This is a genomic window from Vibrio tetraodonis (assembly GCF_003350295.1).
In the GTDB taxonomy this organism is placed as follows: Bacteria; Pseudomonadota; Gammaproteobacteria; order Enterobacterales; family Vibrionaceae; genus Vibrio; species Vibrio tetraodonis.
Genome location: NZ_QLYY01000011.1, coordinates 135,912 through 160,783 on the forward strand (window position 1 = coordinate 135,912; position 24,872 = coordinate 160,783).

The 24,872-nt window shown below is 44.3% G+C and carries 24 protein-coding genes; 14 read left to right on the forward strand and 10 right to left on the reverse strand.

Annotation, left to right across the window (positions count from 1 at the left end; all coding sequences use genetic code 11):
- Nucleotides 1-21 precede the first annotated feature (21 nt).
- Nucleotides 22-1,029 carry a class II fructose-bisphosphatase gene (gene glpX, locus DPF90_RS08800; RefSeq protein WP_114785962.1) on the reverse strand — a complete coding sequence of 336 codons (1,008 nt, stop codon included), beginning with the start codon at nt 1,027-1,029 and terminating at the stop codon, nt 22-24.
- Nucleotides 1,030-1,281: 252 nt separating this feature from the next.
- On the opposite strand from glpX, the gene DPF90_RS08805 reads away from it, so the two are divergent.
- Entirely contained in the window at nt 1,282-1,692 is a 411-nt protein-coding gene (locus DPF90_RS08805) for a hypothetical protein (protein WP_114785963.1), read from the forward strand.
- A 285-nt stretch (nt 1,693-1,977) separates the two neighbouring features.
- Nucleotides 1,978-2,220 (forward strand): cell division protein ZapB, encoded by a 243-nt coding sequence (gene zapB, locus DPF90_RS08810; RefSeq protein WP_114785964.1) that lies wholly within the window; start codon nt 1,978-1,980, stop codon nt 2,218-2,220.
- A gap of 61 nt (nt 2,221-2,281) precedes the next feature.
- Here the strand turns inward: zapB and metF are convergent, their stop codons facing one another.
- The 3 genes from metF to DPF90_RS08825 all read right to left on the reverse strand — a co-directional run bounded on the left by metF (nt 2,282) and on the right by DPF90_RS08825 (nt 6,958).
- Complete coding sequence (metF, locus tag DPF90_RS08815; protein ID WP_114785965.1) at nt 2,282-3,172, reverse strand: methylenetetrahydrofolate reductase; 891 nt, start codon at nt 3,170-3,172, stop codon at nt 2,282-2,284.
- Nucleotides 3,173-3,380: 208 nt separating this feature from the next.
- Entirely contained in the window at nt 3,381-5,792 is a 2,412-nt protein-coding gene (locus tag DPF90_RS08820; RefSeq protein ID WP_114785966.1) for a bifunctional aspartate kinase/homoserine dehydrogenase II, read from the reverse strand.
- Nucleotides 5,789-6,958: an O-succinylhomoserine (thiol)-lyase gene (locus DPF90_RS08825; protein WP_114785967.1), complete on the reverse strand. Its 1,170-nt coding sequence runs from the start codon at nt 6,956-6,958 to the stop codon at nt 5,789-5,791. Before DPF90_RS08825 ends, DPF90_RS08820 begins: the two co-directional genes overlap by 4 nt.
- Nucleotides 6,959-7,176: 218 nt before the next feature.
- Between DPF90_RS08825 and metJ the strand changes: the two genes are divergently transcribed.
- The gene (gene metJ / locus DPF90_RS08830; RefSeq protein ID WP_114785968.1) at nt 7,177-7,497 is read left to right on the forward strand and encodes a met regulon transcriptional regulator MetJ; all 321 of its coding nucleotides are present in this window, start codon (nt 7,177-7,179) and stop codon (nt 7,495-7,497) included.
- Between the two features lie 133 nt (nt 7,498-7,630).
- Here the strand turns inward: metJ and DPF90_RS08835 are convergent, their stop codons facing one another.
- Together DPF90_RS08835 and rpmE are read right to left on the reverse strand one after the other, a co-directional pair.
- Nucleotides 7,631-8,905, reverse strand: a complete 1,275-nt coding sequence (locus DPF90_RS08835) for a malic enzyme-like NAD(P)-binding protein (RefSeq protein WP_114785969.1) — start codon at nt 8,903-8,905, stop codon at nt 7,631-7,633.
- Nucleotides 8,906-9,143: 238 nt separating this feature from the next.
- Nucleotides 9,144-9,362, reverse strand: a complete 219-nt coding sequence (gene rpmE / locus DPF90_RS08840; protein ID WP_114785970.1) for a 50S ribosomal protein L31 — start codon at nt 9,360-9,362, stop codon at nt 9,144-9,146.
- A 284-nt stretch (nt 9,363-9,646) separates the two neighbouring features.
- Between rpmE and priA the strand changes: the two genes are divergently transcribed.
- From priA to DPF90_RS08870, 6 genes are all read left to right on the forward strand, one after another.
- Nucleotides 9,647-11,845, forward strand: coding sequence for a primosomal protein N' (gene priA, locus DPF90_RS08845; RefSeq protein ID WP_114785971.1), 2,199 nt, complete (start codon nt 9,647-9,649; stop codon nt 11,843-11,845).
- Nucleotides 11,846-12,090: 245 nt separating this feature from the next.
- The gene (gene cytR / locus DPF90_RS08850) at nt 12,091-13,098 is read left to right on the forward strand and encodes a DNA-binding transcriptional regulator CytR (protein ID WP_114785972.1); all 1,008 of its coding nucleotides are present in this window, start codon (nt 12,091-12,093) and stop codon (nt 13,096-13,098) included.
- A 183-nt stretch (nt 13,099-13,281) separates the two neighbouring features.
- Nucleotides 13,282-13,821: an SPOR domain-containing protein gene (locus DPF90_RS08855; protein WP_114785973.1), complete on the forward strand. Its 540-nt coding sequence runs from the start codon at nt 13,282-13,284 to the stop codon at nt 13,819-13,821.
- Nucleotides 13,822-14,052: 231 nt separating this feature from the next.
- On the forward strand, nt 14,053-14,595 hold the full coding sequence (gene hslV, locus DPF90_RS08860; RefSeq protein ID WP_114785974.1) for an ATP-dependent protease subunit HslV: 543 nt from the start codon (nt 14,053-14,055) through the stop codon (nt 14,593-14,595).
- A gap of 37 nt (nt 14,596-14,632) precedes the next feature.
- On the forward strand, nt 14,633-15,964 hold the full coding sequence (gene hslU, locus DPF90_RS08865; RefSeq protein WP_114785975.1) for an HslU--HslV peptidase ATPase subunit: 1,332 nt from the start codon (nt 14,633-14,635) through the stop codon (nt 15,962-15,964).
- A 179-nt stretch (nt 15,965-16,143) separates the two neighbouring features.
- Nucleotides 16,144-16,827 (forward strand): nitroreductase family protein, encoded by a 684-nt coding sequence (locus tag DPF90_RS08870; protein WP_114785976.1) that lies wholly within the window; start codon nt 16,144-16,146, stop codon nt 16,825-16,827.
- A 66-nt stretch (nt 16,828-16,893) separates the two neighbouring features.
- On the opposite strand, the gene frdD is transcribed toward DPF90_RS08870, so the two are convergent.
- From frdD to frdA, 4 genes are read right to left on the reverse strand one after another with little or no spacing between them, the layout of a single operon-like run.
- Nucleotides 16,894-17,271, reverse strand: a complete 378-nt coding sequence (gene frdD / locus DPF90_RS08875) for a fumarate reductase subunit FrdD (RefSeq protein WP_114785977.1) — start codon at nt 17,269-17,271, stop codon at nt 16,894-16,896.
- 12 nt (nt 17,272-17,283) lie between these two features.
- Nucleotides 17,284-17,667 (reverse strand): fumarate reductase subunit FrdC, encoded by a 384-nt coding sequence (gene frdC / locus DPF90_RS08880; RefSeq protein WP_114785978.1) that lies wholly within the window; start codon nt 17,665-17,667, stop codon nt 17,284-17,286.
- A 2-nt stretch (nt 17,668-17,669) separates the two neighbouring features.
- Nucleotides 17,670-18,428 (reverse strand): succinate dehydrogenase/fumarate reductase iron-sulfur subunit, encoded by a 759-nt coding sequence (locus DPF90_RS08885; RefSeq protein ID WP_114785979.1) that lies wholly within the window; start codon nt 18,426-18,428, stop codon nt 17,670-17,672.
- On the reverse strand, nt 18,428-20,233 hold the full coding sequence (gene frdA / locus DPF90_RS08890) for a fumarate reductase (quinol) flavoprotein subunit (protein WP_114785980.1): 1,806 nt from the start codon (nt 20,231-20,233) through the stop codon (nt 18,428-18,430). Before frdA ends, DPF90_RS08885 begins: the two co-directional genes overlap by 1 nt.
- Before the next feature lie 386 nt (nt 20,234-20,619).
- Here frdA and epmA point away from each other — a divergent pair, with 386 nt between their 5' ends.
- The 5 genes from epmA (at nt 20,620) to cysE (ending at nt 24,857) form a co-directional block, all read left to right on the forward strand.
- Nucleotides 20,620-21,591, forward strand: a complete 972-nt coding sequence (epmA, locus tag DPF90_RS08895; RefSeq protein ID WP_114785981.1) for an elongation factor P--(R)-beta-lysine ligase — start codon at nt 20,620-20,622, stop codon at nt 21,589-21,591.
- A 111-nt stretch (nt 21,592-21,702) separates the two neighbouring features.
- Nucleotides 21,703-22,137: a rhodanese-like domain-containing protein gene (locus DPF90_RS08900; RefSeq protein ID WP_114785982.1), complete on the forward strand. Its 435-nt coding sequence runs from the start codon at nt 21,703-21,705 to the stop codon at nt 22,135-22,137.
- A 134-nt stretch (nt 22,138-22,271) separates the two neighbouring features.
- Complete coding sequence (gene secB / locus DPF90_RS08905) at nt 22,272-22,739, forward strand: protein-export chaperone SecB (protein WP_114785983.1); 468 nt, start codon at nt 22,272-22,274, stop codon at nt 22,737-22,739.
- Between the two features lie 204 nt (nt 22,740-22,943).
- Entirely contained in the window at nt 22,944-23,978 is a 1,035-nt protein-coding gene (gene gpsA, locus DPF90_RS08910; RefSeq protein WP_114785984.1) for an NAD(P)H-dependent glycerol-3-phosphate dehydrogenase, read from the forward strand.
- 57 nt (nt 23,979-24,035) lie between these two features.
- Nucleotides 24,036-24,857 (forward strand): serine O-acetyltransferase, encoded by an 822-nt coding sequence (cysE, locus tag DPF90_RS08915; protein ID WP_114785985.1) that lies wholly within the window; start codon nt 24,036-24,038, stop codon nt 24,855-24,857.
- The last annotated feature ends 15 nt before the right edge of the window (nt 24,858-24,872 follow it).

The window sequence follows — 24,872 nt, forward strand, 5'->3', positions numbered from 1 at the left end:
TCCGGATTAATAGTCTAAAAGCTATAACACAAGCTCTCTGACTTGAGGATCTTTACGCTCTAGGTAGTGGGTTGACTTTATACGTCTGATTGTTCGGCAGCGACCCCTAATTAGAAGAGTCTCTGTGGTTGCAATGTGTCCTTGACGTGTCACACCGTCGAGCAAATCGCCCTTTGTGATGCCAGTTGCGGAGAAGATAACATTATCACTCTTTGCCATTTCTTCTATGGTTAACACCCGATTCGCTTCCACGCCCATTTCTTTGCAGCGATTGAGTTCATCAGCGCCGTGAATACGATTTTCTTCGCTATCGCCTTTGACATGATGGCGGGGCAGTAAACGCCCATGCATGTCGCCATCGAGCGAGCGAATTACAGCAGCAGAAATCACCCCCTCTGGAGCGCCTCCAATACCATACATGACATCGACCTCACTTTCTGGCATACAGGTTAAAATTGACGCTGCTACATCACCATCGGGTATAGCAAAAACCCGCACACCCATTGCTTGCATCTGTGCTATCACTTCATCATGGCGCGGTTTGGCAAGGGTAATAACGACTAATGTATCGAGTGTTTTATTCAGTGCTTTGGCTATGTTTTCCAGATTTTTTTTAAGAGGTTTATTGAGATCAATACAGCCTTTGGCCCCTGGACCTACAACCAATTTTTCCATATACATATCTGGTGCTTTGAGAAAGCTGCCTTTCTCTCCTGCTGCCAGTACAGCTAGAGCGTTTGATTGCCCCATTGCGGTCATTCGAGTGCCTTCAATGGGATCAACAGCAATGTCGACTTCCTCTCCCCCGATTCCGACCGTTTCGCCAATATACAGCATAGGAGCATCATCGATTTCTCCCTCACCAATCACCACTTGGCCATCAATCTCTGTCTGATTTAATAAAATACGCATTGCTTCAACGGCAGCTCCGTCGGCGGCATTTTTATCGCCGCGACCTAGCCATTTATAACCGGCCAAGGCTCCGCCTTCTGTCACTCTGGAAAATGCCATTGCTAAATCACGCTTCATAAATGCTCCAAATGAAAATTAAGCTGAGAAAAAGGGATGCTGCGCGAATTTTAGCATAGCTGGATCTGGCAAAAAACATGACTGAATCCCGATTAAGCATAGGTTTACTAAACTATCTTGAAATCACAAGTCTGGTTATGCGCTAAACTATCGGTTTTAAGGAAGCTGCCCCTTAATCCGCTTGACGGCTGAGCCATAGCTTAAATATGGTGTGTTTGTGAAAACGCTTGGGATATCAAATCAGGTAACTGGATGAAAAAATTTAACTTTCGACAAGTCTTTATTGCTACTGCTGTGCTTTTTATTATTTTGTTCTGCTCAGCTTATTTGCTTGATGTCTATTTGGTTTTTCCATTTTTTGCTTTTTTTGCCTATAGCAGCTTAATTTGTGGATTACTTTGGGCTCTGACTTTGGCCAAAAAGAGGAGGCAGTTTATTGTCACAGCAATAGGACTGATTTTTCTTGGTACCTTTGCCTCGGTTGATATCTTGCTTGCTAGTGACGAAGCGATTGAAGCCTTTATGAGATTGCCCAATCATGATATTTCACGTGATACGTTGCGCAATTTGACACAAGTATTATTGGTTTTGGTGAATATTTTTACTGGTAGCTTAGCGGCTAATGTGTTGTTTCAAGGGTTATGTAAGACTAGTAGACAATAGATAGACGATCGTTTAGGAAATAAGCGTTAAGGCTCTATGTTGACACCTGCATGTTTTTTAATAGGTTATTTAGATCTAAATTCATAAAAATCCGATCAAAACTAATAAAAAATGTGCTTTGAGTCCTTCTCCGTCAGTGCATTGTCAGGGTATGCTGTTTTTTTAATCGAATGATACCAAATATACAATATAGAGCGTGTTTCTCTCTCTCTGCCTGAGTAGAATGAGGACATAAGGTGAAGTGAAGCGCTTTACGGTAAATCGGATAATACAAGGTAGGCCAAGATGTCTTTTGAAGTACTAGAAAAATTAGAAGCAAAAATACAAACTGCAGTTGACACTATTGCTCTTTTACAAATGGAAGTGGAAGAGCTGAAAGAAGAAAAAGAAAAGCTTTCTACTGAAGCCAGTGAGTTGCGTTCAAGTCGAGAAGAAATGGAGCAAAAGGCTGAACAAATGCAACAAGAGCATTCAGCATGGCAAGACCGTATCCGTAACTTGCTCGGTAAGATGGATGAAGTCGAATAATGACGAGCATTAAGTAAAAAGGGTTGACCATGGTCAACCCTTTTTGGTTGTTTTTGTTCATTTAGTTTTGAGGTCTTACGCCTAAGGTATGGCAAAGAGCGTAAGTCATTTCAGCACGATTGAGAGTGTAAAAGTGAAAATCTTTCACACCTTCACGGCTTAAAACTCGAATCATATCTATGGCTTGGCTTGCACCCACGAGTTGTCTGGTGGTTGGGTCATCATCCAATCCTTCAAATTGCTTCGCCATCCAACTTGGCACCTTGACGTTGTTCTGCGCCGCGAAGCGTGAGGCTTGTTTGAAGTTGGAAACAGGTAAGATGCCAGGCACGATTTCTACGTCTATTCCCGCAGCAACGCAACGGTCTCGAAAGCGCAGATAACTTTCTACATCAAAGAAAAACTGGGTGATCGCACGGTTTGCTCCTGCTTCCACTTTGCGTTTAAGGTTGAGCAAATCCGCCTGAGCACTTTTGGCTTCAGGATGAACTTCAGGAAATGCGGCTACCGAGATATCAAAGTCATGGCGCTGCTTGAGCAAAGTAACCAGATCGGAGGCATACATTTCAGGTTTACCACCACCAGGAGGAATATCACCGCGAAGGGCCACAATACTTTGAATGCCGTTGGCCCAGTAGTCTTCAGCAATACGAATAAGCTCTTCTCTGGATGCATCGATACAAGTTAAATGAGGAGCTGCCACTAAGCCAGTTTGTGCTTTGATTTCTTTAATAATGGAATGAGTACGGTCTCGCTCGCCAGAATTAGCACCATAGGTGACGGACACAAACTTGGGTTTTAAGGTCTTTAACCGATGAACTGAATTCCACAGTGTTTCTTCCATTTTTTCGCTGCTGGGCGGAAAAAACTCAAACGACACATTGATATTGTCGGCAAGTTCAGCAATGTTCTGATTAAGGGCGTCAATGTGGCCAGCGTGTGTATATCCCATCTTACTTTCTCCATGTGGTGTCGCATGACCACAAAAATACAAATTCTTCAAATTTACGTTTAGACGTCTATATGTCTAAATCATGTAATGAATAGGGCTTAAAGTCAACTGTGCCATCATGAATTTTTCTCAAGTTTAATATTAGTCCTTTTCAACATGAGGGCTTTACGTTGCGCAATAAAAACGCAGCCAATGGCTGCGTGATAATTTAGAGTAAACTGGCCAGTAAATTGAGGTCAGACTGTATGGCTCCGGCGGTAACCTCTCGACCTGCTCCTGGGCCTCTTATCACCAGAGGGTTATCTTTGTACCATTTACTCTCTATGACAAAAACGTTGTCGCATGGCAATAAACTGGCCAGCGCATGGTTTTTATCAAGCGCTTCAATACCAACAGTAGCTGAGCCATTTTTTCCTAGCCGAGCAACATAGCGCAGCACTTTATCTTCACTTTGAGCGTGGTTTAGCCGTTCTGCCATCCGTTCGCTGAGTATTTGCCCTTGTTCGAGGAATGCATCGAGTGACAAATTGGCGAGCTCTGGTGGAACTAAGCTTTCTACTTTGACTGATTCAGGTTCAAGGTCGAGCTCTGCTTCTCGAGCAAGAATGACCAGTTTTCGCATCACATCTGAGCCATCGAGGTCACAGCGAGGGTCCGGTTCTGTGAGTCCTTGCTGCCAAGCAAGGTCAACCAATTCTGCAAAAGGTACACTGCCATCATACTGTTGAAATAGCCAAGAGAGTGTGCCGGAAAATATGCCTGATAATGCGTGAATATCATCGCCGCTTTGGCATAGGTCTCTTACGGTATGGTTAATTGGTAGTCCAGCTCCCACAGTGGCGTTATAGAACCAGTGTCGATTAATCTTGGCAAATGCACTTTGCACTTGGTGGTAGTATTGACTAGACGCTGAGCCAGCCACCTTATTGGCTGAGATTAGGTGCATGCCTTGTTCCGCAATGTCCACATAGCGATTGGCAAGTTGTTGACTGGCGGTGACATCCAGCACTATGACCTCATCATAACCTTGAATAGAGCCGAGTTTTTGAACCCACTCATCTCCCTGGTATTCTATTGCCTCTTCTTCGTAGTGATCATTCACACTAGTTGGATCAATGCCTTTAGGGCAGAACCAGTAGTTCTGGCTATCCACTATGGCGACTAACTCAAAGCTTATTCCGTGACGCTTTTCAAGCTTGCTTTTTTGTTTGGCGAATAGCTCAAGCCAACTTGAACCTATGTTCCCTTTTCCACATAGAGCGATACCTACCCGTTTTTGTGCCTGAAAGAGCTGGCTATGAATAGATTTGACTAAGTCTGAGGTCTGAGTGCTGCGCAATATAGCCACCAAGCTCAAACCTGATTGAGATTCGGCGATGAACTCAACAGGGGCCAACTTTAGCTTCTGATAAAAACCGTAGCAATGGTTGGCATTTTTGGTCACACCAGCCCCAACTGCAGCAACTAGAGAAAAGCCTTCTTTGAGTTTGATTTCTGCTTCGATAGCGGCATCTTGCAGATACTCTAATGCGCCACCGGCAATTTCGGACGTGTAGGCTAAACGAAGAGTTTGTTGGTCTTCTTGGACTTCATAGGTGAGAGGCTCAAGCTGAGCGCGTTTTAAACCACTCAATGCTTCTTGTTTGAGCCTTTCAAAGTCATGCCCGGTCGAAAAATGAAGCTGAATGAGTAGCACTTCATCCAGAGAAGATATGATTTTAGCGCTTCGTCCAGAAGCTAGCACTCGTTCGATACGAGTTGAACCAGCTTCCGGGTCATAACTACAGCGAAGGTGAAGATCCATCGAGCTTTGGGCGACAGGTTGTAGGGTGCGGCTATGCAGCACTGGGGCAGCTAAGCGTGCGAGCTCGTTGGCTTCATCAAGGCGAAGCAAAGGCAGCAGACAGGCATCGGAAACTAAACGAGGGTCTGCGCTATAGACACCGGCTACATCGCTCCATATGGTGACCTTCGACGCTTCTGCTAAAGCGCCGATGACGGTTGCTGAGTAATCGGAACCATTTCGACCGAGCAACACAGTATGGCCTTGCTCATCTTGAGCCATAAAACCAGTAATAATAATACGATGATTGATGTGTTGGGCGAGTATCTCTTTGAGCAAAGGGTAGGAGTCGCCTCTGTACACCTCTGGTTGAGTTCCAGCTTGTGCGCGAAGAAATGCTCGAGAGTCTTGAGCAACTGAGGGCATTCCATTTTGATTGAGTAAGCTTGCAAGCAAGCGTGCCGACCATGTTTCTCCATGACCAAGCACTGAAGCTCTTTGAGCGGCGCTTAAAGGCGCTATTAGCTCTCCTAGGGTGCTAAATTCATCATTTAGAGCTGAGATAAGCTCGTTTTGTAACTCGCCTTGCAATAGATCTGTGACCAACTGGGTTTGGAACTGCCTCAGGGATTGCAGGATTTCGTGAGCGATACGGCCATCTTTGTTTAGAGCATCCAAGAACTCAATCAAGCGATTGGTTGTCTTTCCTGCTGCTGAGACGACGATGAGATCATCGGGGTTGGAGTACTCTTTTAGTATCTTGGCGACTCGGTGATAGCACTCTGGATTTGCGAGACTGCTTCCGCCAAATTTATGTAATTGTCGCGATGGATTCATTGATGCGACTCCTTGGCTTTATTAAATGCTTGCTCCAAATCGTTAATGAGGTCATCTGCATCTTCCAACCCAACTGATAAGCGCAATAGTTGCTGTGATACCCCTGCTTTTTCTAGTGCTTCTTCTCCCATGGCTCTGTGAGTCATAGAGGCTGGGTGACAAATAAGGCTCTCTACACCTCCGAGAGATTCAGCCAAAGAGAATAATTGTAGCTCGCCAACGAAATACTTGAGCTGCTCAAAACTTCCTGAAAATTCAAAGCTGAGCATAGAACCAAACCCTGATTGCTGTTTCTTAGCAATCTCATGGCCTGGGTGCTCTGGCAAGCTAGGATGATAGATTTTTCCAACTAGAGATTGCGATCTCAGATAGGCCAAAATGTGCTTAGCACTGTCTTCATGGACTCTCATTCGAGCTGCAAGAGTTCTGATTCCGCGTAAGGTCATATAGCTATCAAAAGGTGTACCTGTCGCGCCAATACAATTGCCCCACCAAGCTAAATCTTCACTATCCTTTTCATTTTTTGTAATAATGACACCACCAATCACATCGGAATGACCATTGATATATTTTGTGGTGGAGTGAATCACGAAATCTGCGCCCAGTTCCAACGGCTTTTGGAATATGGGGGTTAAAAAGGTGTTATCTACGGCTACCTTTGCGCCTGCTTGATGCGCTTTCTCACACACCTGTGCAATATCTACGACGCGCACCAGTGGATTTGATGGTGTTTCTAAAAGGATGAGCTTGGGTTTTTGTTCAAGGGCCAAATCTAGGGCTTGAGTATCTGATTGATCAACAAAAAGAACCTTGAAATCTCCTTTTTGAGCGCGGGTGTTGAACAATCGATAGGTTCCACCATAACAATCATGTGGAGCAATAATAAGATCATCCGGCCCAAGAAATGTGCAAACCCATAAATTAAGCGCTGAAGTGCCGCAATTGGTGACTACGGCGCCAGCGCCAGATTCTAATTCAGAGAGAGCCTGCTCTAATAGTCCACGATTAGGGTTGCCTGAACGTGTATAGTCATATTTGGGCACCTCGCCAAAGGCGGGAAAACCAAAGTTTGTCGAGAGATAGATAGGCGGCACGACAGCATGATGCTGAGTATCTGACTCTATACCTGTACGCACTGCAATTGTGGCTGTTTTACGGCGGCTCATAAGTGTTTCCTTTCGAACAGTAGTGACCTCTTTGGAGATAACACTATACCTTTTCGTGGATGTTAGAGATATGTTATTCCAATCAACTCTTTTTACTTTACCTTGAGTTGTTTTGGACGTCAATATATCTAGACGTCTATATGTCTTTGCTTGTGGCCATAAATCCCGCTAAAATTACCTTTTGTAATTTTATACATAATCAAACATAAAGGTGCGCAATGGCAGATTGGAACGGTGAATACATAAGCCCGTATGCTGAACATGGGAAGAAAAGTGAGCAAGTAAAAAAGATAACAGTTTCTATCCCACTGAAAGTACTAAAGGTATTAACGGATGAACGTACCCGTCGTCAAATTAATAACCTGCGCCATGCGACCAATAGTGAGCTGCTTTGTGAGGCTTTTTTGCATGCCTATACTGGTCAGCCGCTACCAACGGATGAAGACTTAAGAAAAGATCGCCCCGATGATATTCCAGCTGAAGTGAAAAAATTGATGACTGAGATGGGCATCGCTTTTGAATCTTATGATGACGACTAGCCAGAACAAGATATTTGCGTTGCCAATGTTTAGATCAATCACACGATAGGCTAATCGTCATTTCATTATATCTAGAATAGAAAAAGCCGCTGACTGGGAAGTCAGCGGCTTTTTTTCAAAGCAGCATCATCTATTACTGCATATAGTTGTCTGGCATATCGATACGAGCAACGCCTGATTCTACAGCGGCATTTGCGACTGCTTTGGCGACTCTTGGCAACAGGCGAGGATCCATAGGCTTAGGGATAATATACTCTGGTCCAAACTCTAGTTTATCGACTCCAGCCGCCTTTAACACCTCAGCTGGCACGGCTTCTTTAGCTAGATCTCGAATAGCCTCTACCGCGGCCAGCTTCATCGCGTCATTAATTTCGCTCGCTCTTACATCTAGAGCGCCACGGAATATAAATGGGAAACACAATACATTGTTGACTTGGTTAGGGTAGTCGCTGCGTCCGGTTCCCATGATGAGATCGTTGCGCACTTGATGAGCAAGCTCTGGTTTGATTTCAGGATCTGGATTAGAACAAGCAAATACAATCGGCTTGTCTGCCATTAACTTAAGCGCTTCAGGTTCAAGCAGGTTTGGCCCAGAAACCCCAAGGAAGAGATCCGCACCTTCAATCACATCTTCTAAAGTGCGTTTATCTGTGTTGTTGGCAAACAACTGTTTGTATTGGTTAAGGTCATCACGACGAGTATGAATTACTCCTTTGCGATCAAGCATGTAAATCTTTTCTCGCATAGCTCCACATTTTATCAAGAGCTCCATACAGGCAACCGCCGCTGCACCTGCACCTAAACACACAATAGTGGCGTCTTCGAGTTTCTTCCCTTGTAACTCAATGGCGTTAAGCATGCCTGCAGCAGTGACAATGGCTGTTCCATGCTGGTCATCATGGAAAACAGGCACATCACAGCGTTCAATAAGCTGTTTTTCGATTTCAAAGCAGTCGGGAGCTTTGATGTCTTCTAGGTTTATGCCGCCAAAGGTATCAGCGATGTTGGCAACAGTATCAACGAACTCTTCAATGGTGCGGTGTTTCACTTCGATATCAATTGAATCTAAACCTGCAAAGCGTTTGAATAATAGCGCTTTCCCTTCCATTACAGGTTTTGAAGCAAGAGGCCCTAAGTTACCAAGGCCTAAAATGGCAGTGCCGTTTGAGATAACAGCAACCATATTGCCTTTTGCTGTGTATTTGTAGACATTCTCAGCATTTTGAGCAATTTCACGCACAGGCTCAGCAACACCTGGGCTGTATGCTAGCGATAGGTCACCGGCGGTTTCTGCAGGTTTTGATAGCTCTACAGAAATTTTGCCTGCCGTTGGGTAGGCATGGTAATCCAAGGCTTGCTGGCGAAATTGCTCTTCAGGAGAAAGTACTTGGTTGTTGTCATCGGACATGGGGGTAGACACTCATTTTAATAATAATTTAGATAGGGAAAGTCATTCTAGATTAAGTCAGTCAAGCTGCAAAGGCGAGAGAGCAAGCTAAATTAACAAATCTGGTTAAATGATAGGAGATAAGACCAGATAGTGAGAGATAGCTCAACTGAATGATTGTATGTAACTGCTATTGAGCTGGGCTGTGACAGCAAACAAAAAAGGACGCCACAGCGTCCTTTTTACCTCTAAGACAAAATTACTTCTTAGAAGCAAGAGCACCAAAGCGCTTGTTGAAGCGATCAACACGGCCACCAGTATCAACGATACGTTGCTTACCAGTGTAGAATGGGTGACATTTGTCACATACATCTAGGTGGATTGACTCTTTAGTTAGAGTTGAGTTGAACTCAAAAGAGTTACCGCAAGAACAAGTTGCTTTAACTGCTTTGTATTCTGGATGGATACCAACTTTCATGGAAAACCTCTAAATATAGGCCGTGTCGCTATCCGATTCTATGCCGGACACCACACGTAAGTTAATAAAATTTTACCTTGGACACCGCTTGACCATGCAAGCCATATCACTAAGGCGCGACATTCTAATCAATAGCTGATCTATGATCAACCGATTTACGTGTGAAAATGCTACTTTTTTAACCGCAGACTAGAACCAATTTAATCAAGTAGACGGTGTTTCTTTCCCGTCGGGCGGTTTTCACATAGACTAGACTGGTTTTTTTGAGTTGGTGTTAATTCGATATGCGCCCGACGATTGTCCGAGTAGCCTTGCCTGTCCCTATAGATAAGCAGTTTGACTATCAGATCCCTCCTGGTGTAAATCCAGTTGTTGGTGGCAGGGTGTCGGTGCCGTTTGGGCCGAAGACAATGATTGGCTTGGTCACCGAATTGGACGACAGGTCTGATTTCGATTTTGACAAGCTTAAAACGATCAAACAGGTATTGGATACTGAGCCTGTGTGGCAAGGTAACCTGTACGAACTGCTTGTTTGGTGCAGTCAGTTTTATCAGTATCCACTGGGTGAGACCTTATTTAACGCTTTACCTGCTCAGTTACGTAAAGGAAAACCAGCCGCTTTTACCCCATCAATTGAGTGGCATTTAACGTTGCAAGGTCGTGAACAACTCACGCGTGGATTTGGGCGTGCCATTCGACATGCTCAGGTGATGGAAACCCTTTCTTGTGGTCCTACTTTTCATCAAGATTTCATTGATCAGAACATTACTTCCAGCGTTTTACAAAAGTTAGAGCTGAAGGGATGGATTGAATCAGTCGAATGTATACCAAAGTTTAATTTGCCCGATAATGTTGAAGCGCAAGTTGACAAGCCAAAACTCAACCAAGAGCAAGCCATTGCTATTGCTACCGTAAATAATCACCAAGGCTTTGGCTGCTTTTTACTCGAGGGAGTGACGGGCTCTGGTAAAACAGAAGTTTACCTTAACCTTATAAAGCAAGTGCTTGAGGCTGGTAAGCAGGCTTTAGTTTTGGTGCCAGAAATTGGGTTGACGCCACAAACCATCAAGCGTTTTAGGAAACGTTTCAGCCTTCCTGTTGAGGTGATTCACTCAGGCTTAAACGATAGTGAAAAGCTAAACGCATGGTTAAGTGCGAGAGATAAAATTGCGGGAATTGTTATCGGTACTCGCTCTGCTTTGATGACTCCTTTTGCTGATCTTGGCATTATCATCGTTGATGAAGAGCATGATGTTTCCTACAAGCAGCAGGACAGCCTGCGCTACCATGCGCGTGATGTTGCTGTTATGCGAGCAAGTAAAGAGAATATTCCCATTGTGTTAGGTTCAGCGACCCCAGCTTTGGAAACGTTGCACAATGCATTGTCTGGCAAATACCATCATTTGATACTGTCGACGCGTGCTGGAAAAGCTTTGCCTACGGTCAATAAAGTCATTGATGTTAAAGGTCAATATTTAGATAGCGGACTTTCTGCAGCTTTGATTGCTGACATGCGAAGACATCTTGAATCAGGCAATCAGGTGATGCTATTTCTCAATCGCCGAGGCTATTCTCCTGCCTTGATGTGTCATGATTGTGGTTGGATAGCAGAGTGTAAGCGTTGCGATGCTTATTATACCTATCATCAATCGACTGATGAAGTTCGTTGCCACCATTGTGGTTCTCAGCAAGCAACTATCAGGCAATGCCCCAATTGCTGCTCTTCCCAGTTAGTAACAGTTGGCGTTGGGACTGAGCAGCTGGAAAAGCAGTTATTGGCGCTTTTTCCTGACTTTAAAACTATACGTATTGATCGCGATAGCACTCGACGAAAAGGGAGCTTAGAAGCCGCCTTAAACTCAATCAGCAAAAAGGAGTTTCAGATTCTTATTGGAACTCAAATGCTGGCCAAGGGACATCACTTCCCTGATGTGACTCTTGTCGCTTTACTGGACGTTGATGGTTCTCTTTACAGCAGTGATTTCAGGGCACCCGAGAGATTGGCTCAATTATTTATTCAAGTCGCGGGTCGGGCAGGGCGTGCCAGTAAACAAGGGGAGGTGATACTTCAGACTCATCACCCTGAGCATAGCCTACTGCAAACCTTGCTTACCAAAGGCTATCGGTATTTTGCTGAGTTGGCATTGCAAGAACGAAAAGGCTCACATTTGCCACCCTATTCGTTTTTAACTTTATTCCGTGCGGAGGCGAATCAAGTCCAGTTGGTTGAAGATTTTTTACGTCAGGTGCGTTTCACTCTCGAAGTACACCCTCTTTTTAAGGAACATTGCCAGATTCTTGGGCCTACTCCAGCGCCGCAAGCTAAAAGGGCAGGTAAGCATCGCTGGCAACTCATGCTACAGACGACAAGTCGTCCCATCATGCAAAAACTACTTTTCAGTGCAAAGCCAGCGATCAATTTGTTACCGAATTCGAAAAAAGTGCGTTGGTCGATTGATATTGAGCCGCAAGATTTAAGCTGATTTCAGCTTTTTCATTTAATTGTGATTCACATCTCGAAGCTAGTCTGATTTTTGTTAATCACCCCGTAATATTCTGCGCTGAAATGAATAAACTATGAATTGATTTTAATAATTTATTTTAATGATACGCGGTAGATAAACGATTTGTCTGGAAGATAGTCGTTTTGATGGAGGGCAGTCCATCACTATCGATTAAGGTAGCGAGGCCGCTACCATGTTTGGAAAATAAAGAGGGTAATAAATTTATGGCGACAATGAAGGATGTTGCTCAGCTGGCTGGCGTTTCAACTGCGACTGTATCGCGTGCGCTAATGAATCCGGAAAAAGTATCTTCAGCCACAAGGAAGCGAGTCGAGGATGCGGTGTTAGAGGCAGGATATTCACCTAATTCTCTGGCACGGAATTTACGTAGAAATGAATCTAAAACCATCATCGCGATTATTCCTGATATCTGCGATCCCTATTATACCGAGATTATTCGAGGTATTGAGGATGCGGCTGTGGAGCATGGTTATATCGTGTTACTTGGTGACAGTGGACAACAGAAAAAACGCGAAAGTTCTTTTGTTAATTTAGTCTTTACCAAGCAAGCCGATGGCATGTTACTGCTTGGTACCGACTTGCCTTTTGATGTGAGTAAACCAGAGCAAAAAAACTTGCCTCCTATGGTAATGGCATGCGAGTTTGCCCCTGAACTTGAGCTACCAACCGTACATATCGACAATCTTACTTCTGCTTTTGAAGCGGTAAACTATTTGACTCAAATGGGTCATAAACGTATTGCTCAGGTTTCTGGTCCAGAATCGGCTGTCTTATGTCAGTTCCGCCATCAAGGTTACCAACAAGCACTCCGCCGGGCTGGGATCACAATGAATCCGAACTATTGCATTCAAGGCCGTTTTTCTTTTGAAGATGGTTCTAAGGCCGTCAGACAGCTACTCTCTCTTCCTGAGCCGCCGACTGCTATTTTTTGCCATAATGACGCAATGGCAATAGGGGCGATCCAAGAGGCGAAAAAATTAGGTTTGCGTGTTCCTCAAGATTTGTCTGTGGTGGGTTTTGATGATATTCACTTCGCTCAATATTGCGATCCACCATTAACGACGATTTCTCAGCCACGTTATGAGATAGGCCGTCAAGCTATGTTGATGATGTTGGATCTATTGCGTGGTCACGATGTTCGTGCGGGCTCACGACTACTTGAAACTCAACTAATCGTGAGAGACAGTGTTGCACCGCCAAGAAGTTGCTAGAGAGTAATGGTTACATACACCGCTAGCATAGGTGCTTATTCTAACGGTGTATTCACATTGTCTAAATGATTTATCTTATCAATGGGCGATGCATTTTGATGTGTCGCTTCCATTTCCTCCCTGTCATCGCAGGACAATCTGGATTACCATAGCGATAGAGGTAATAGACATTGACTTATAGCAGTGGCAAATAGAGATTACGTAAAACGCGGTCGCGGTAATGGCGGCAAAAAAACAACGTCCAAAAAATCCCCATCAAGAAAACCATGGCGAAGTGGTCTCCTTGCTGTGCTCTTGGTCGGTATCTTCGGCTATGGGCTTTATACATTGAGTAATGACCCAGAACCGCCCCAGCCTGTCGTTAAGCAGACTAAGCCAAAACCTAAACCTAAGAAGATTTTACCAGCTCCTCCTGAGGAGAAGTGGGATTACGTTGAATCCCTACCTAATCGGGAAATTGAAGTAACGGCAAAAGAGCAAGTAGTGTCTGAAATCCCCTACATAATGCAGTGTGGGGCTTATACCAATGCAGCGCAGGCTGAAGCCCGTAAGCTCGATATCGCGTTCCAAGGCCTAAATAGCAAAATACGTAAGAAAGAGGGCAGTAAATGGTATCGAGTTGTTCTTGGCCCATATAAATTAAAAAGAGATGCTGAAAGAGATAAACACAAGCTACAACGAGCGAAAATTGAACCTTGTGCCATTTGGAAAGACTCTCAGTAAATTATTCTTTTATCATCTATGGCTGTTATTTGTTTTAAAAATATAATTATATGTTTTAAAACGGATAATAGTGAGAAGACCACACATATCGTGCCCAGCAAACTGCTGGTATCGATGTGGTTCAAATTAGACTGGGATTATTTGAGGATACACACTCTTCCCTTGAATTTGTCATTTAATAACCTCATATACTGTCTAACATTGGAATTAAAATAATGATGAGGTCCACTCGTGACTACTATTGTATCTGTACGCCGAAATAATAAAGTCGTTATCGCAGGTGATGGACAGGTATCGCTGGGTAACACTGTAATGAAAGGAAACGCACGTAAAGTTCGTCGCCTATACAATAATAAAGTGTTGGCTGGTTTTGCTGGTGGTACGGCCGATGCGTTTACTCTCTTTGAGCGTTTTGAGAGCAAACTACAAATGCATCAAGGTCACTTGACCAAAGCCGCAGTTGAGCTTGCCAAAGATTGGCGCAGCGATCGAGCGCTAAGAAAATTGGAAGCTCTATTGGCAGTGGCAGACGAAACCGCTTCGCTTATTATCACAGGTAACGGTGATGTTGTTCAGCCAGAAAACGATTTGATTGCGATTGGTTCAGGCGGCAATTTCGCTCAAGCCGCTGCGACAGCATTATTGGAGAATACTGAGTTGGACGCACGTGAAATTGCAGAGAAGTCCTTGAAAATTGCAGGCGACATCTGTGTATTTACTAACCAGTATCACACTATCGAAGAACTAGAAACTCCAGAAGCTAACGCTGAATAAACAAAGATAGTGGTTATAGAATTTAAGGAATTGGATTATGTCTGAAATGACCCCGCGCGAAATTGTTCACGAACTTAATCGCCATATCATTGGCCAAGACAAGGCTAAACGTTCAGTTGCCATCGCTTTGCGTAATCGCTGGAGAAGAATGCAACTAGAAGAGAGTCTGCGCGTTGAGGTTACTCCCAAGAATATTCTTATGATTGGCCCAACAGGTGTAGGCAAAACGGAAATTGCGCGTCGCCTTGCCAAACTGGCTAACGCGCCTTTCATCAAAGTTGAGGCGACCAAGTTCACAGAGGTTGGTTATGTTGGTAAAGAAGTCGAAACCATCATTCGAGACCTGACTGATGTAGCAATAAAAATGACTCACCAACAAGCGATGGAAAAGGTTAAATTCCGCGCTGAAGAGCAAGCGGAAGAGCGAATTCTTGATGCTCTTTTACCACCAGCACGTGATGCTTGGGGACAAAATGAGCAAACGGAGGAAAGCTCCAACACTCGTCAGACTTTTCGTAAGAAATTGCGTGAAGGTAAGTTAGATGACAAAGAAATTGAAGTTGATGTTGCAGCCCCGCAAATGGGGGTGGAAATTATGGCTCCTCCTGGCATGGAAGAAATGACAAACCAGCTTCAAGGTATGTTCCAAAATTTGGCTGGTGATACTAAGAAAAAGCGCAAGCTAAAAATTAAAGACGCCTTTAAGACGCTGACTGAAGAAGAAGCGGCCAAATTGGTGAATCAGGAAGAGCTAAAAGAGCAGGCCATTTTTAACGTTGAGAATAATGGCATAGTATTTATTGATGAGATCGACAAAATCTGTAAACGCGGTGAAAGCTCTGGTCCGGATGTATCTCGTGAGGGTGTTCAAAGAGACTTGCTACCATTAATTGAAGGCAGTACTGTTTCCACTAAGCATGGTATGGTGAAGACGGATCATATTTTGTTTGTTGCCTCAGGTGCATTCCAAGTGGCTAAGCCTTCAGATTTAATCCCAGAGCTACAAGGTCGCTTACCCATCCGTGTTGAGCTTGAAGCGCTTTCTAGCGATGATTTTAAACGTATTCTCACTGAGCCAAAAGCGTCACTAACGGAGCAGTACGTGGCCTTGATGAAAACCGAGCAAGTGGACATTGAGTTTACTCAAGATGGCATCGCTCAAATAGCTGAAGCTGCTTGGACAGTGAATGAAACGACGGAAAATATTGGTGCTCGCCGTTTGCATACCGTGATGGAGCGCTTAATGGATGAAATTTCTTTTGAAGCAACGGACAAAGCTGGTTCAAAGATGAACATCGATGCGCAATACGTAAAAGAAAAGCTAGGCGATACCATAGAAGATGAAGATCTGAGTCGTTTTATCCTCTAGCCTATTTACGCAGCCTTTATTCGCGAGTAAAGCCGATCACAAGATCGGCTTTTTCCTTTCCTGTATCTATTGATAAAAGTTGCTCTGACTCTCAGTGTCTCTCTCTGACACTTCTTTGTCTATGCAGCAAAAAAGTGAATCGCTATAGTGGATTGACATTCATAGTGTAAGGAAACCGTATGTCGCCTCTAGAATCTCACTACCCACTTGATGACTTTATCGAATTTCCGGCTGAGGAAATGTCTGCTCGCGCTAAGAAAAATTATCAGCAGCTAAAACGTCGCCACTCAATTCGTAAATTTTCAGACCGACCTGTTGCTAAAGACATTATCGAAAACTGTATACGCGCCGCAGGGACGGCTCCAAGTGGTGCGAATCACCAGCCATGGCATTTTGTTGCGATTTACAGCGGTCAAGTGAAAGGGCAGATTAGACAAGCCGCAGAAGAGTTAGAGCGAACGTTTTATCAAGGACGAGCGGGTCAAGAGTGGCTAGATGCGTTAAAACCATTAGGTACCGATGCAGATAAGCCATATTTGGAGAAGGCGCCTTGGCTAATCGCTGTATTTTCGAAGAAAAAGGGTGGGTTGGCTAATGATGGTGAGCAGGCGAACTACTATGTGCATGAATCGGTAGGGATTGCGACTGGCTTCCTGATCCAAGCGTTACATAATGCAGGGCTGGCAACGCTAACCCATACACCTAAGCCCATGAGCTTTTTGACTGGTATATGCGGTCGCGATCCAGATGTTGATAGACCCTATATGTTAATAGTGACGGGTTATCCAGACAAAGACGCCACCATACCAGAGCACGCATTAAACAAAAAAGCGCTCGAAGACATCGCCACTTTTATTGAGTAAGAGTGGCGAGATTAAGTTCCTTTATCTCTGCACCCCTTATGCATGGGGTGCAAGTCTATACGCTGGCTACAGCATTATGATAAATATCACCGCCAAGGCTGAGATTAACCCTGCAAAGGCGTAACAGGCTATTTTACCAGTCAATCCTGCATGGATCTTGAGATCGTGCATACCATGATGAATGCGATGCATCGCGTGCCACATGGGTAGAGCCAAAGTAGCGATGATAAATAACCTGCCTATCAAGCTGCTACTAAAGTCTTTGGCGCGTTGATAATCTAATGCCTCTGAATCAATGACACCCATGGGAATCAAGACTCCCAACACAAGAATGGTTACTGGAGTCACCATTGCAAACCATGTTCCTCCAGCACCAAACAAGCTCCACCAGATTGGTTCATCGGAGCGTTTAGGAGCGGTATTTACTGAAAAATTCGGCTTCATAGTCATGGCTCCTTAAATTACAACAAGTACAATTAGGGAAATAAATATCACGGCTGTCCATTGAGCCATTATGATAAGCTTTTTGTCGATGAGCTTATCTTTGAGCCGAATAGGCACCACTTGAGGCATCATGCTAAAGAAGGTTTGTGCATGAAAAAGGCTGCCGATTAACGCAACGATATTAATCAAAATAACAATAGGATTTGCCATAAACTCAAGCCACGCTTGCCATGCTTCAGGACCTTTGACTAGCGAGCCTAAGCCAATCAGCAGAAAAATAGTAAATAAAACTAAGGGCAAAACGGTTGCTTCTCTCAACATATAGAAGCGGTAGAAGGGATGACTTTTCCACCAACTTGGGGTCATTTCTCGGACATAAGGTTTTCGATTACTCATCCTCAGGCCTCCTTCGCTGTTAATTTGCCGTCGGGCTTAAGTATTGCAATAACAAAATCCATCGATGATTCGACCTTGCCTTGGTTGACTGCGGCCGCAGGATCGACGTTTTTGGGGCATACTTCAGAACAATAACCGACAAAAGTGCATCCCCAAGCTCCGTTAGCACCATTAATCATCGCCATACGCTGCTCTTTACCATTGTCCCGGCTATCTAGGTTATAGCGATGGGCTAAAGTGAGTGCAGCAGGCCCGATAAACTCTGGGTTGAGGCCAAATTGAGGGCAGGCCGCATAACATAATCCGCAGTTAATGCATCCGGCAAACTGTTTATATTTGGCCATTTGTTCTGGGGTTTGTTTATTGGTTCCGTCTTCAGGTTTACGGTCATTACCAATGATATACGGCTTTATTGCTTCGAGTCGTTCGATAAAAGGCGTCATATCGACGATCAAATCTTTTTCAATTGGGAAGTTAGCCAATGGTTCAATTTTGATGCCGTCTGGGTAATCACGCAAAAAGCTTTTACATGCCAGCTTTGGCACTCCGTTAACCATGATGCCACAAGAGCCGCATATCGCCATTCGGCATGACCATCGATAGGAGAGGTTTTTGTCCAAATTATCTTTGATGTAACCGAGCGCATCTAAGGTAGACATGGTGTTATCAAAGGGAACATCAAACCTTTGCCAATGTGGTTTTGTGTCTTGCTCAGGATCGTATCGCAAAATCTCTACTTTTTGGATTCGATTTTCAGACATTAGACGCCCTCCTGTACTGATTTTTCATTTTCTTGTGTTGCTACTTTTTCGGCTGCTTCGCCATATAGACGAGCTTTGGGCTGTGATTTGGTAATAGTGACGTCACTGTAATCAATGTGAGGCTCTGAGTCTTGGCGGTAAAAAGCGAGTGAGTGCTTTAAAAAATGGATGTCATCTCTTTCAGTGCATCCATCATCGAGGCGCTGGTGGGCGCCTCGCGACTCTTTGCGTAGAAAGGCCGAATGCACCATGGCCTCAGCCACCTCTAAGCCATAGCCAACTTCAATTGCATACAGCAGGTCGGTGTTAAATACTTTCCCTTTATCTTTTATACTCACACGTTTGAAGCGCTCCTTAAGCTCAGCAATCTTATCTATGGTTGCTTGCATCAAATCATATTGACGGTAAATGCCGCAGCCTGCTTCCATCGCATGGCCCATGTCATTGCGTATTTCAGCCCAGTTCTCATCACCTTCTTGGTTGATTAAGTCGGTGAGGCGCTTTTCGATAGATTGAACTTGTTGAGATATGGATGCTTGGTTCCAACCTTTGAAATTGGTCGCATGTTTGGCTGCTTGCTCACCAGCAACTCGGCCAAATACAACGAACTCAGCCAATGAGTTAGAGCCGAGACGATTTGCGCCATGAAGCCCTACTGATGCACATTCACCAACAGCAAATAAGCCTTTAATCCGAGTTTCGCAGTTTGGGTTTGTCTCGATTCCACCCATGGTGTAATGGACGGTTGGACGGATAGGTATTGGCTCTTTTGCTGGGTCAACATTGACATAAGCTTTAGCGAGCTCACAGATAAAAGGTAATCGTTCTTGAAGGTAATCTTCGCCCAAGTGACGCAGATCTAAGTGGACGACGTCTCCAAGAGAATGCTTGATGGTGTTGCCTTTTTGCTGCTCATGCCAAAAGGCTTGTGAAACCTTGTCGCGAGGACCCAGTTCCATGTATTTATTTTTTGGCTGGCCAACAGGTGTTTCAGGCCCCATGCCATAATCTTGTAAATATCGATAACCATTTTTATTGACTATGATCCCCCCTTCACCACGGCAACCTTCAGTCATTAAAATACCTGTACCAGGTAAGCCAGTTGGATGATATTGAACAAACTCCATATCTCGCAATGGAACACCGTGGCGGTAAGCCATCGCCATACCATCCCCAGTCACAATACCGCCGTTAGTATTGCAGTGGTAAACACGGCCAGCTCCGCCTGTGGCTAACACAACAGATTTGGCTTTGATGGTGATGAGTTCACCCTCTGACATCCGAATCGCAACCAGTCCTTGTATTTCACCTTGGTCAACAAGCAGGTCGACAACAAAGTACTCATCTAACCTTCTAATATTTTTATACTTAATTGAGGTTTGAAATAGGGTGTGCAGCATATGAAAGCCAGTTTTATCGGCCGCGAACCAAGTTCGTTCGACTTTCATGCCGCCAAAGCGTCTCACGTTGACTTCACCGTCTGCTTTACGACTCCAAGGACAGCCCCATTGCTCCATTTGGATCATTTCACGAGTTGCGTTTTCTACAAAATATTCAACGACATCCTGTTCACATAACCAATCTCCTCCTCCTACGGTATCGTTGAAGTGATTGTCTAAGCTGTCTTCATCCTTGATAACTGCTGCTGAGCCACCCTCTGCCGCCACTGTATGTGAGCGCATAGGGTAAACCTTAGAGATCAGTGCAATGTCTAAGTCTGGGTTTGCTTCAGCGGCTGCAATGGCAGTACGAAGACCGGCGCCGCCTGCACCAATGACTGCGATATCTGTGGTGATGGTTTTCACAGTTACCCTCCGGTAGGAATCGGCGGAGTGAACCGCCTGTTATTGTCAATAGAGAAAACCTTAAAAAGGCTAGGGTTAGTGTAAAAGACAGGCATAAAGCAAATATTGATGCATTTAGGTTTTTGCTCAGGTAGTCAGGAGGTTTGAGTGAAAAATGCGCGTAATGTGAGGGCTGTCACGGCATACTTTTACTTCACTTGTCCATCCCCAAGATACGCTAAGGTTGAATAAAAAAAGCTAAGGCCAACCTTTTTCTTGTCGGCGAGATAAATCACGTGTTGATTAGTTAGTCATTAAAACTCACTTACAAGTGGTCTAAACTTGCAAATTCAAGTAAAGATGATAGTTTCCCATCTCACTTTATTTATACACATGAGTAGTCAGACATGCACACACCTTGGCAACCTGCGGCGTCGCTTGAGTTGCTTAAATTGAGGGCCAAATTATTTGGTCAGATACGTCAGTTTTTTGCTGATCGTGCAGTATTGGAAGTGGATACCCCAGCCTTAAGTCATGCCACAGTAACAGATAGGCATTTGCATACTTTCAAAACTAAATTTGTTGGTCCCAATTATGCCAATGGGCAAGCTTTGTATTTGATGACTAGTCCAGAATTTCACATGAAGCGCCTATTGGTCTCTGGAAGCGGATGTATCTATCAGATTTGTAAAGCGTTTAGGAATGAAGAAAGCGGGCGTTACCATAACCCTGAGTTTACTATGTTGGAGTGGTATCGGGTTGGCTTTGACCATCATCAGTTAATGGATGAAATGGATGAGCTACTTAAAGTGACTCTCAAAGTAAAATCAACCTACCGCATGACATACCAACAGGCATTTTTAAGTCAATTAGGTATATGTCCTTTAGAAGCTCCGATGACTGAGTTAAAAGAAAGTGCGTGTGCTCTAGGACTTGGTGATATTGCAAAGGAGGAGACAAATCGAGACACGCTACTTCAGTTGCTATTTAATCTTGGTGTTGAATCTCAGATTGGTCAGGATCAGCCAGTGTTTATCTATAACTTTCCTGCATCGCAAGCGGCATTGGCTAAAATTAGCCCGCAAGACCCTAGAGTTGCTGAGCGATTTGAGGTCTATTTTAAAGGGGTAGAACTGGCGAATGGCTTTCATGAGTTAGATAGTGCGGCTGAACAGCTAAAGCGCTTTGAAGATGATAATCGCATGCGACAATCTTTAGGCCTGCCCGAACAGCCGATTGACTATCGATTACTTGAAGCATTAGAGGCTGGTTTGCCTCAGTGCGCAGGTATTGCTTTGGGCATAGACCGATTAATGATGTTGGCAAATCAGGCCGATCACATCGAGCAAGTATTGGCTTTTCCTTTCGATAGAGCGTGATTCTCTAGCTTATGTCTCGCTAAGCGAGGACATCCTCGTTATACTGCCAGTCTAAATTTACATTTCAGAGCCGCTGTCGATTAGCGGCTCTAGTATCGAAGAGCGCAGGACATGCAAGAGTACATCGCATTTTTTCAAGAAAATATGATCCTTTCTTTGGTTTGGGTAGGCATATTGATTGCCCTTATCATGAACATAGTGAAATCAAGCACAGCAGCTTACAGAGAAATTACCGCCTCACAGACCACATATTTGATGAATCGAGAGCAAGGCGTTGTGGTTGATATTCGCAGTAAAGAAGACTTCCGAAAGGGTCATATTACGGACGCAGTTCACATTTTACCTTCTGATATTAAAGCTGGTAACTTGGGTAAACTTGAAAATCAGAAATCTAACCCAATTATCGTGGTATGCCAGACAGGCCAATCATCGCAAGAAAGTGCGAATCTTCTTGCAAAAGGTGGATTTGAAAATGTCAGTCTACTTAAGAATGGCCTTATTGCTTGGAATGAAGCAAACCTACCCTTGGTGAAAGGCAAAAAATAATTTTCAATGGTTTTAGACGTTGCTTGATATCGTAGCGTTTGTTTGAGAGGCGTGAGCTCATAATTATCACTGAGTTCGTGAGTAAACCTCTCTTTAAGTCTAAAGTAGACAACTCGATTACAAAGGATTTTAAAATGGCTGAAGCAGCACCACAACAAGAAGCTCAAAACTTCGCAATTCAACGTATCTTTCTAAAAGATGTGTCTTTTGAAGCGCCTAACTCTCCAGGTATGTTTCAAAAAGATTGGCAGCCAGATGTAAAGCTTGACCTAGATACTCAAAGCCGTGAGCTTGGTGAGGGAGTGTACGAAGTTGTACTTCGCTTGACTGTGACAGTTAAAAATGCTGAAGAAACGGCATTTTTGTGTGAAGTTCAGCAGGGCGGCATCTTCACAGCAGAAAAAATGGAGTCAGGTCAGCTTGCTCACTGTTTAGGTGCGTTCTGCCCGAATATCCTTTTCCCATATGCGCGCGAAACTATTTCAAGCCTAGTGGTTAAAGGTACTTTCCCGCAGCTAAACCTTGCGCCTGTTAACTTTGACGCCTTGTTCATGAACTACTTGCAGCAGCAAGCTCAAGAAGAAGGTAAAGCGGAAGCTTAATCATCAAAAACGATGACAGGGACAAAAAGCCCTAACGTTAAATAAAATGCACAGAGCAATCATATCGATATGCACTGTGCATTTTTCATTTGCGACGTACAATATTGCTTAGCTTCTGATAACCTATTTACTATCAGGATAAATATTTAATTTAACGACCCAAGTCTATGGCGTCATAGTCTTTAATAGGACTCAGGTACACTCATGACAGACACACACAGCATGAATAACGACAGTAAAAATATAGCCATGGCGGTACTTGGTGCGGGCTCTTATGGAACATCACTCGCGATATCATTGGCACGAAATGGTGCGCATGTGATGCTGTGGGGGCATGATCCTGAGCATATGGCACGCTTGCAATCTGATCGAGCCAATCATGCCTTTTTGCCAGGAATAGAATTCCCTTCGTCTCTGATAATAGAGCCTGATTTGGCAAAGGTGGTAAAAGCTAGTCGGGACTTGCTTGTTGTCGTACCAAGCCACGTATTTTCTGATGTACTAGCTAAAGTTCACCCTCACCTTCGCTCTGATTCTAGATTGTGCTGGGCAACCAAAGGACTTGAACCTGAGACAGGGCGTTTGCTTCAAGATGTTGCTAAAGAAATTATTGGCGATACCTATCCTTTAGCCGTTCTATCTGGGCCGACGTTTGCCAAAGAGTTAGCAATGGGTATGCCTACAGCAATATCCGTTGCTTCACCCGATCAAGACTTTGTTACAGATCTTCAAGACCAGATACATTGCAGTAAGACCTTTCGAGTGTATGCCAATAGCGATTTTATCGGCATGCAGCTTGGGGGCGCGGTTAAGAATGTGATTGCAATTGGTGCTGGCATGTCTGATGGGATAGGCTTTGGTGCCAATGCTCGCACCGCGCTGATCACCCGAGGACTTGCTGAGATGACTCGACTTGGCACAGCGCTTGGAGCTCAAGCTGAGACGTTTATGGGCATGGCTGGACTTGGTGATCTGGTTTTGACTTGTACCGACAACCAGTCTCGTAACCGCCGTTTTGGGCTGGCATTAGGAGAAGGTAAAGGGGTGCAAGTGGCACAGGATGAGATTGGTCAGGTAGTTGAAGGATATCGTAACACTAAAGAAGTATGGTTACTGTCAAAAAGGGTAGGGGTTGAACTGCCAATCGTTGACCAAATATACCAAGTGTTGTATCAAGGTAAAGATGCGCACCTTGCTGCAAGAGATTTGCTTGCTCGTGATAAAAAAGCAGAAGCCTAAAGCTGTGCAATATTAGGCTTCAAGGCGCCTTGTAGTAGTCAAATGTAAGGTTTAGAAATGAAACATTGTGAGAAACAGAAAGTTTGGCAAGCGGTGGTAAGGGAGGCTCGTGACTTATCCGAGCAGGAGCCCATGCTAGCCAGCTTTTATCATGCGACTATCATTAAGCATGACAGTTTGGCTTCGGCGTTAAGTTACATCTTAGCCAATAAACTTAATACGACTTCGATGCCTGCAATGGCTGTCCGTGAAGTGATTGAAGAAGCCTTCAGTACTGATCACTCAATTATTGAAGCTGCCGCTTGTGATATTTGTGCGACGGTCAACCGTGATCCTGCTGTTTCCATGTATTCAATGCCTTTGCTTTATTTGAAAGGCTACCATGCACTGCAAGGGTATCGCGTGGCGAATTGGCTATGGAAACAAGGGCGAGTTGCTCTTGCGACTTATTTGCAGAATCAAATTTCGGTGGCTTGTCAGGTGGATATTCATCCAGCGGCGCGCATAGGTCAGGGCATCATGCTCGATCACGCAACAGGCATTGTGATTGGCGAAACTGCTGTTGTCGAGAATGACGTATCAATCCTTCAAGATGTTACATTAGGTGGTACTGGTAAAGCTTGTGGTGATCGACACCCGAAAATACGTGAAGGCGTCATGATTGGTGCAGGGGCCAAAATTCTTGGCAATATTGAAGTTGGGGAAGGGGCTAAGATTGGTTCTTGCTCTGTGGTGCTACAACCTGTGCCGCCACATACAACTGCTGCTGGTGTGCCCGCTAAGATTGTGGGTAGGCCCAAAACCGATAAACCATCGCTTGATATGGACCAGCAATTTAATGGACGTTCACAAAGCTTTGTGGGTGGTGATGGTATCTAAACGACCATATTTATT

Excerpts from the sequence above, each read along its gene's own strand:
- glpX (WP_114785962.1), bottom strand. The coding sequence starts at position 1,029 with ATGAAGCGTGATTTAGCAATGGCATTTTCCAGAGTGACAGAAGGCGGA.
- DPF90_RS08805 (WP_114785963.1), top strand. The coding sequence starts at position 1,282 with ATGAAAAAATTTAACTTTCGACAAGTCTTTATTGCTACTGCTGTGCTT.
- zapB (WP_114785964.1), top strand. The coding sequence starts at position 1,978 with ATGTCTTTTGAAGTACTAGAAAAATTAGAAGCAAAAATACAAACTGCA.
- metF (WP_114785965.1), bottom strand. The coding sequence starts at position 3,172 with ATGGGATATACACACGCTGGCCACATTGACGCCCTTAATCAGAACATT.
- DPF90_RS08820 (WP_114785966.1), bottom strand. The coding sequence starts at position 5,792 with ATGAATCCATCGCGACAATTACATAAATTTGGCGGAAGCAGTCTCGCA.
- DPF90_RS08825 (WP_114785967.1), bottom strand. The coding sequence starts at position 6,958 with ATGAGCCGCCGTAAAACAGCCACAATTGCAGTGCGTACAGGTATAGAG.
- metJ (WP_114785968.1), top strand. The coding sequence starts at position 7,177 with ATGGCAGATTGGAACGGTGAATACATAAGCCCGTATGCTGAACATGGG.
- DPF90_RS08835 (WP_114785969.1), bottom strand. The coding sequence starts at position 8,905 with ATGTCCGATGACAACAACCAAGTACTTTCTCCTGAAGAGCAATTTCGC.
- rpmE (WP_114785970.1), bottom strand. The coding sequence starts at position 9,362 with ATGAAAGTTGGTATCCATCCAGAATACAAAGCAGTTAAAGCAACTTGT.
- priA (WP_114785971.1), top strand. The coding sequence starts at position 9,647 with ATGCGCCCGACGATTGTCCGAGTAGCCTTGCCTGTCCCTATAGATAAG.
- cytR (WP_114785972.1), top strand. The coding sequence starts at position 12,091 with ATGGCGACAATGAAGGATGTTGCTCAGCTGGCTGGCGTTTCAACTGCG.
- hslU (WP_114785975.1), top strand. The coding sequence starts at position 14,633 with ATGTCTGAAATGACCCCGCGCGAAATTGTTCACGAACTTAATCGCCAT.
- DPF90_RS08870 (WP_114785976.1), top strand. The coding sequence starts at position 16,144 with ATGTCGCCTCTAGAATCTCACTACCCACTTGATGACTTTATCGAATTT.
- frdD (WP_114785977.1), bottom strand. The coding sequence starts at position 17,271 with ATGAAGCCGAATTTTTCAGTAAATACCGCTCCTAAACGCTCCGATGAA.
- frdC (WP_114785978.1), bottom strand. The coding sequence starts at position 17,667 with ATGAGTAATCGAAAACCTTATGTCCGAGAAATGACCCCAAGTTGGTGG.
- DPF90_RS08885 (WP_114785979.1), bottom strand. The coding sequence starts at position 18,428 with ATGTCTGAAAATCGAATCCAAAAAGTAGAGATTTTGCGATACGATCCT.
- epmA (WP_114785981.1), top strand. The coding sequence starts at position 20,620 with ATGCACACACCTTGGCAACCTGCGGCGTCGCTTGAGTTGCTTAAATTG.
- DPF90_RS08900 (WP_114785982.1), top strand. The coding sequence starts at position 21,703 with ATGCAAGAGTACATCGCATTTTTTCAAGAAAATATGATCCTTTCTTTG.
- secB (WP_114785983.1), top strand. The coding sequence starts at position 22,272 with ATGGCTGAAGCAGCACCACAACAAGAAGCTCAAAACTTCGCAATTCAA.
- gpsA (WP_114785984.1), top strand. The coding sequence starts at position 22,944 with ATGACAGACACACACAGCATGAATAACGACAGTAAAAATATAGCCATG.
- cysE (WP_114785985.1), top strand. The coding sequence starts at position 24,036 with ATGAAACATTGTGAGAAACAGAAAGTTTGGCAAGCGGTGGTAAGGGAG.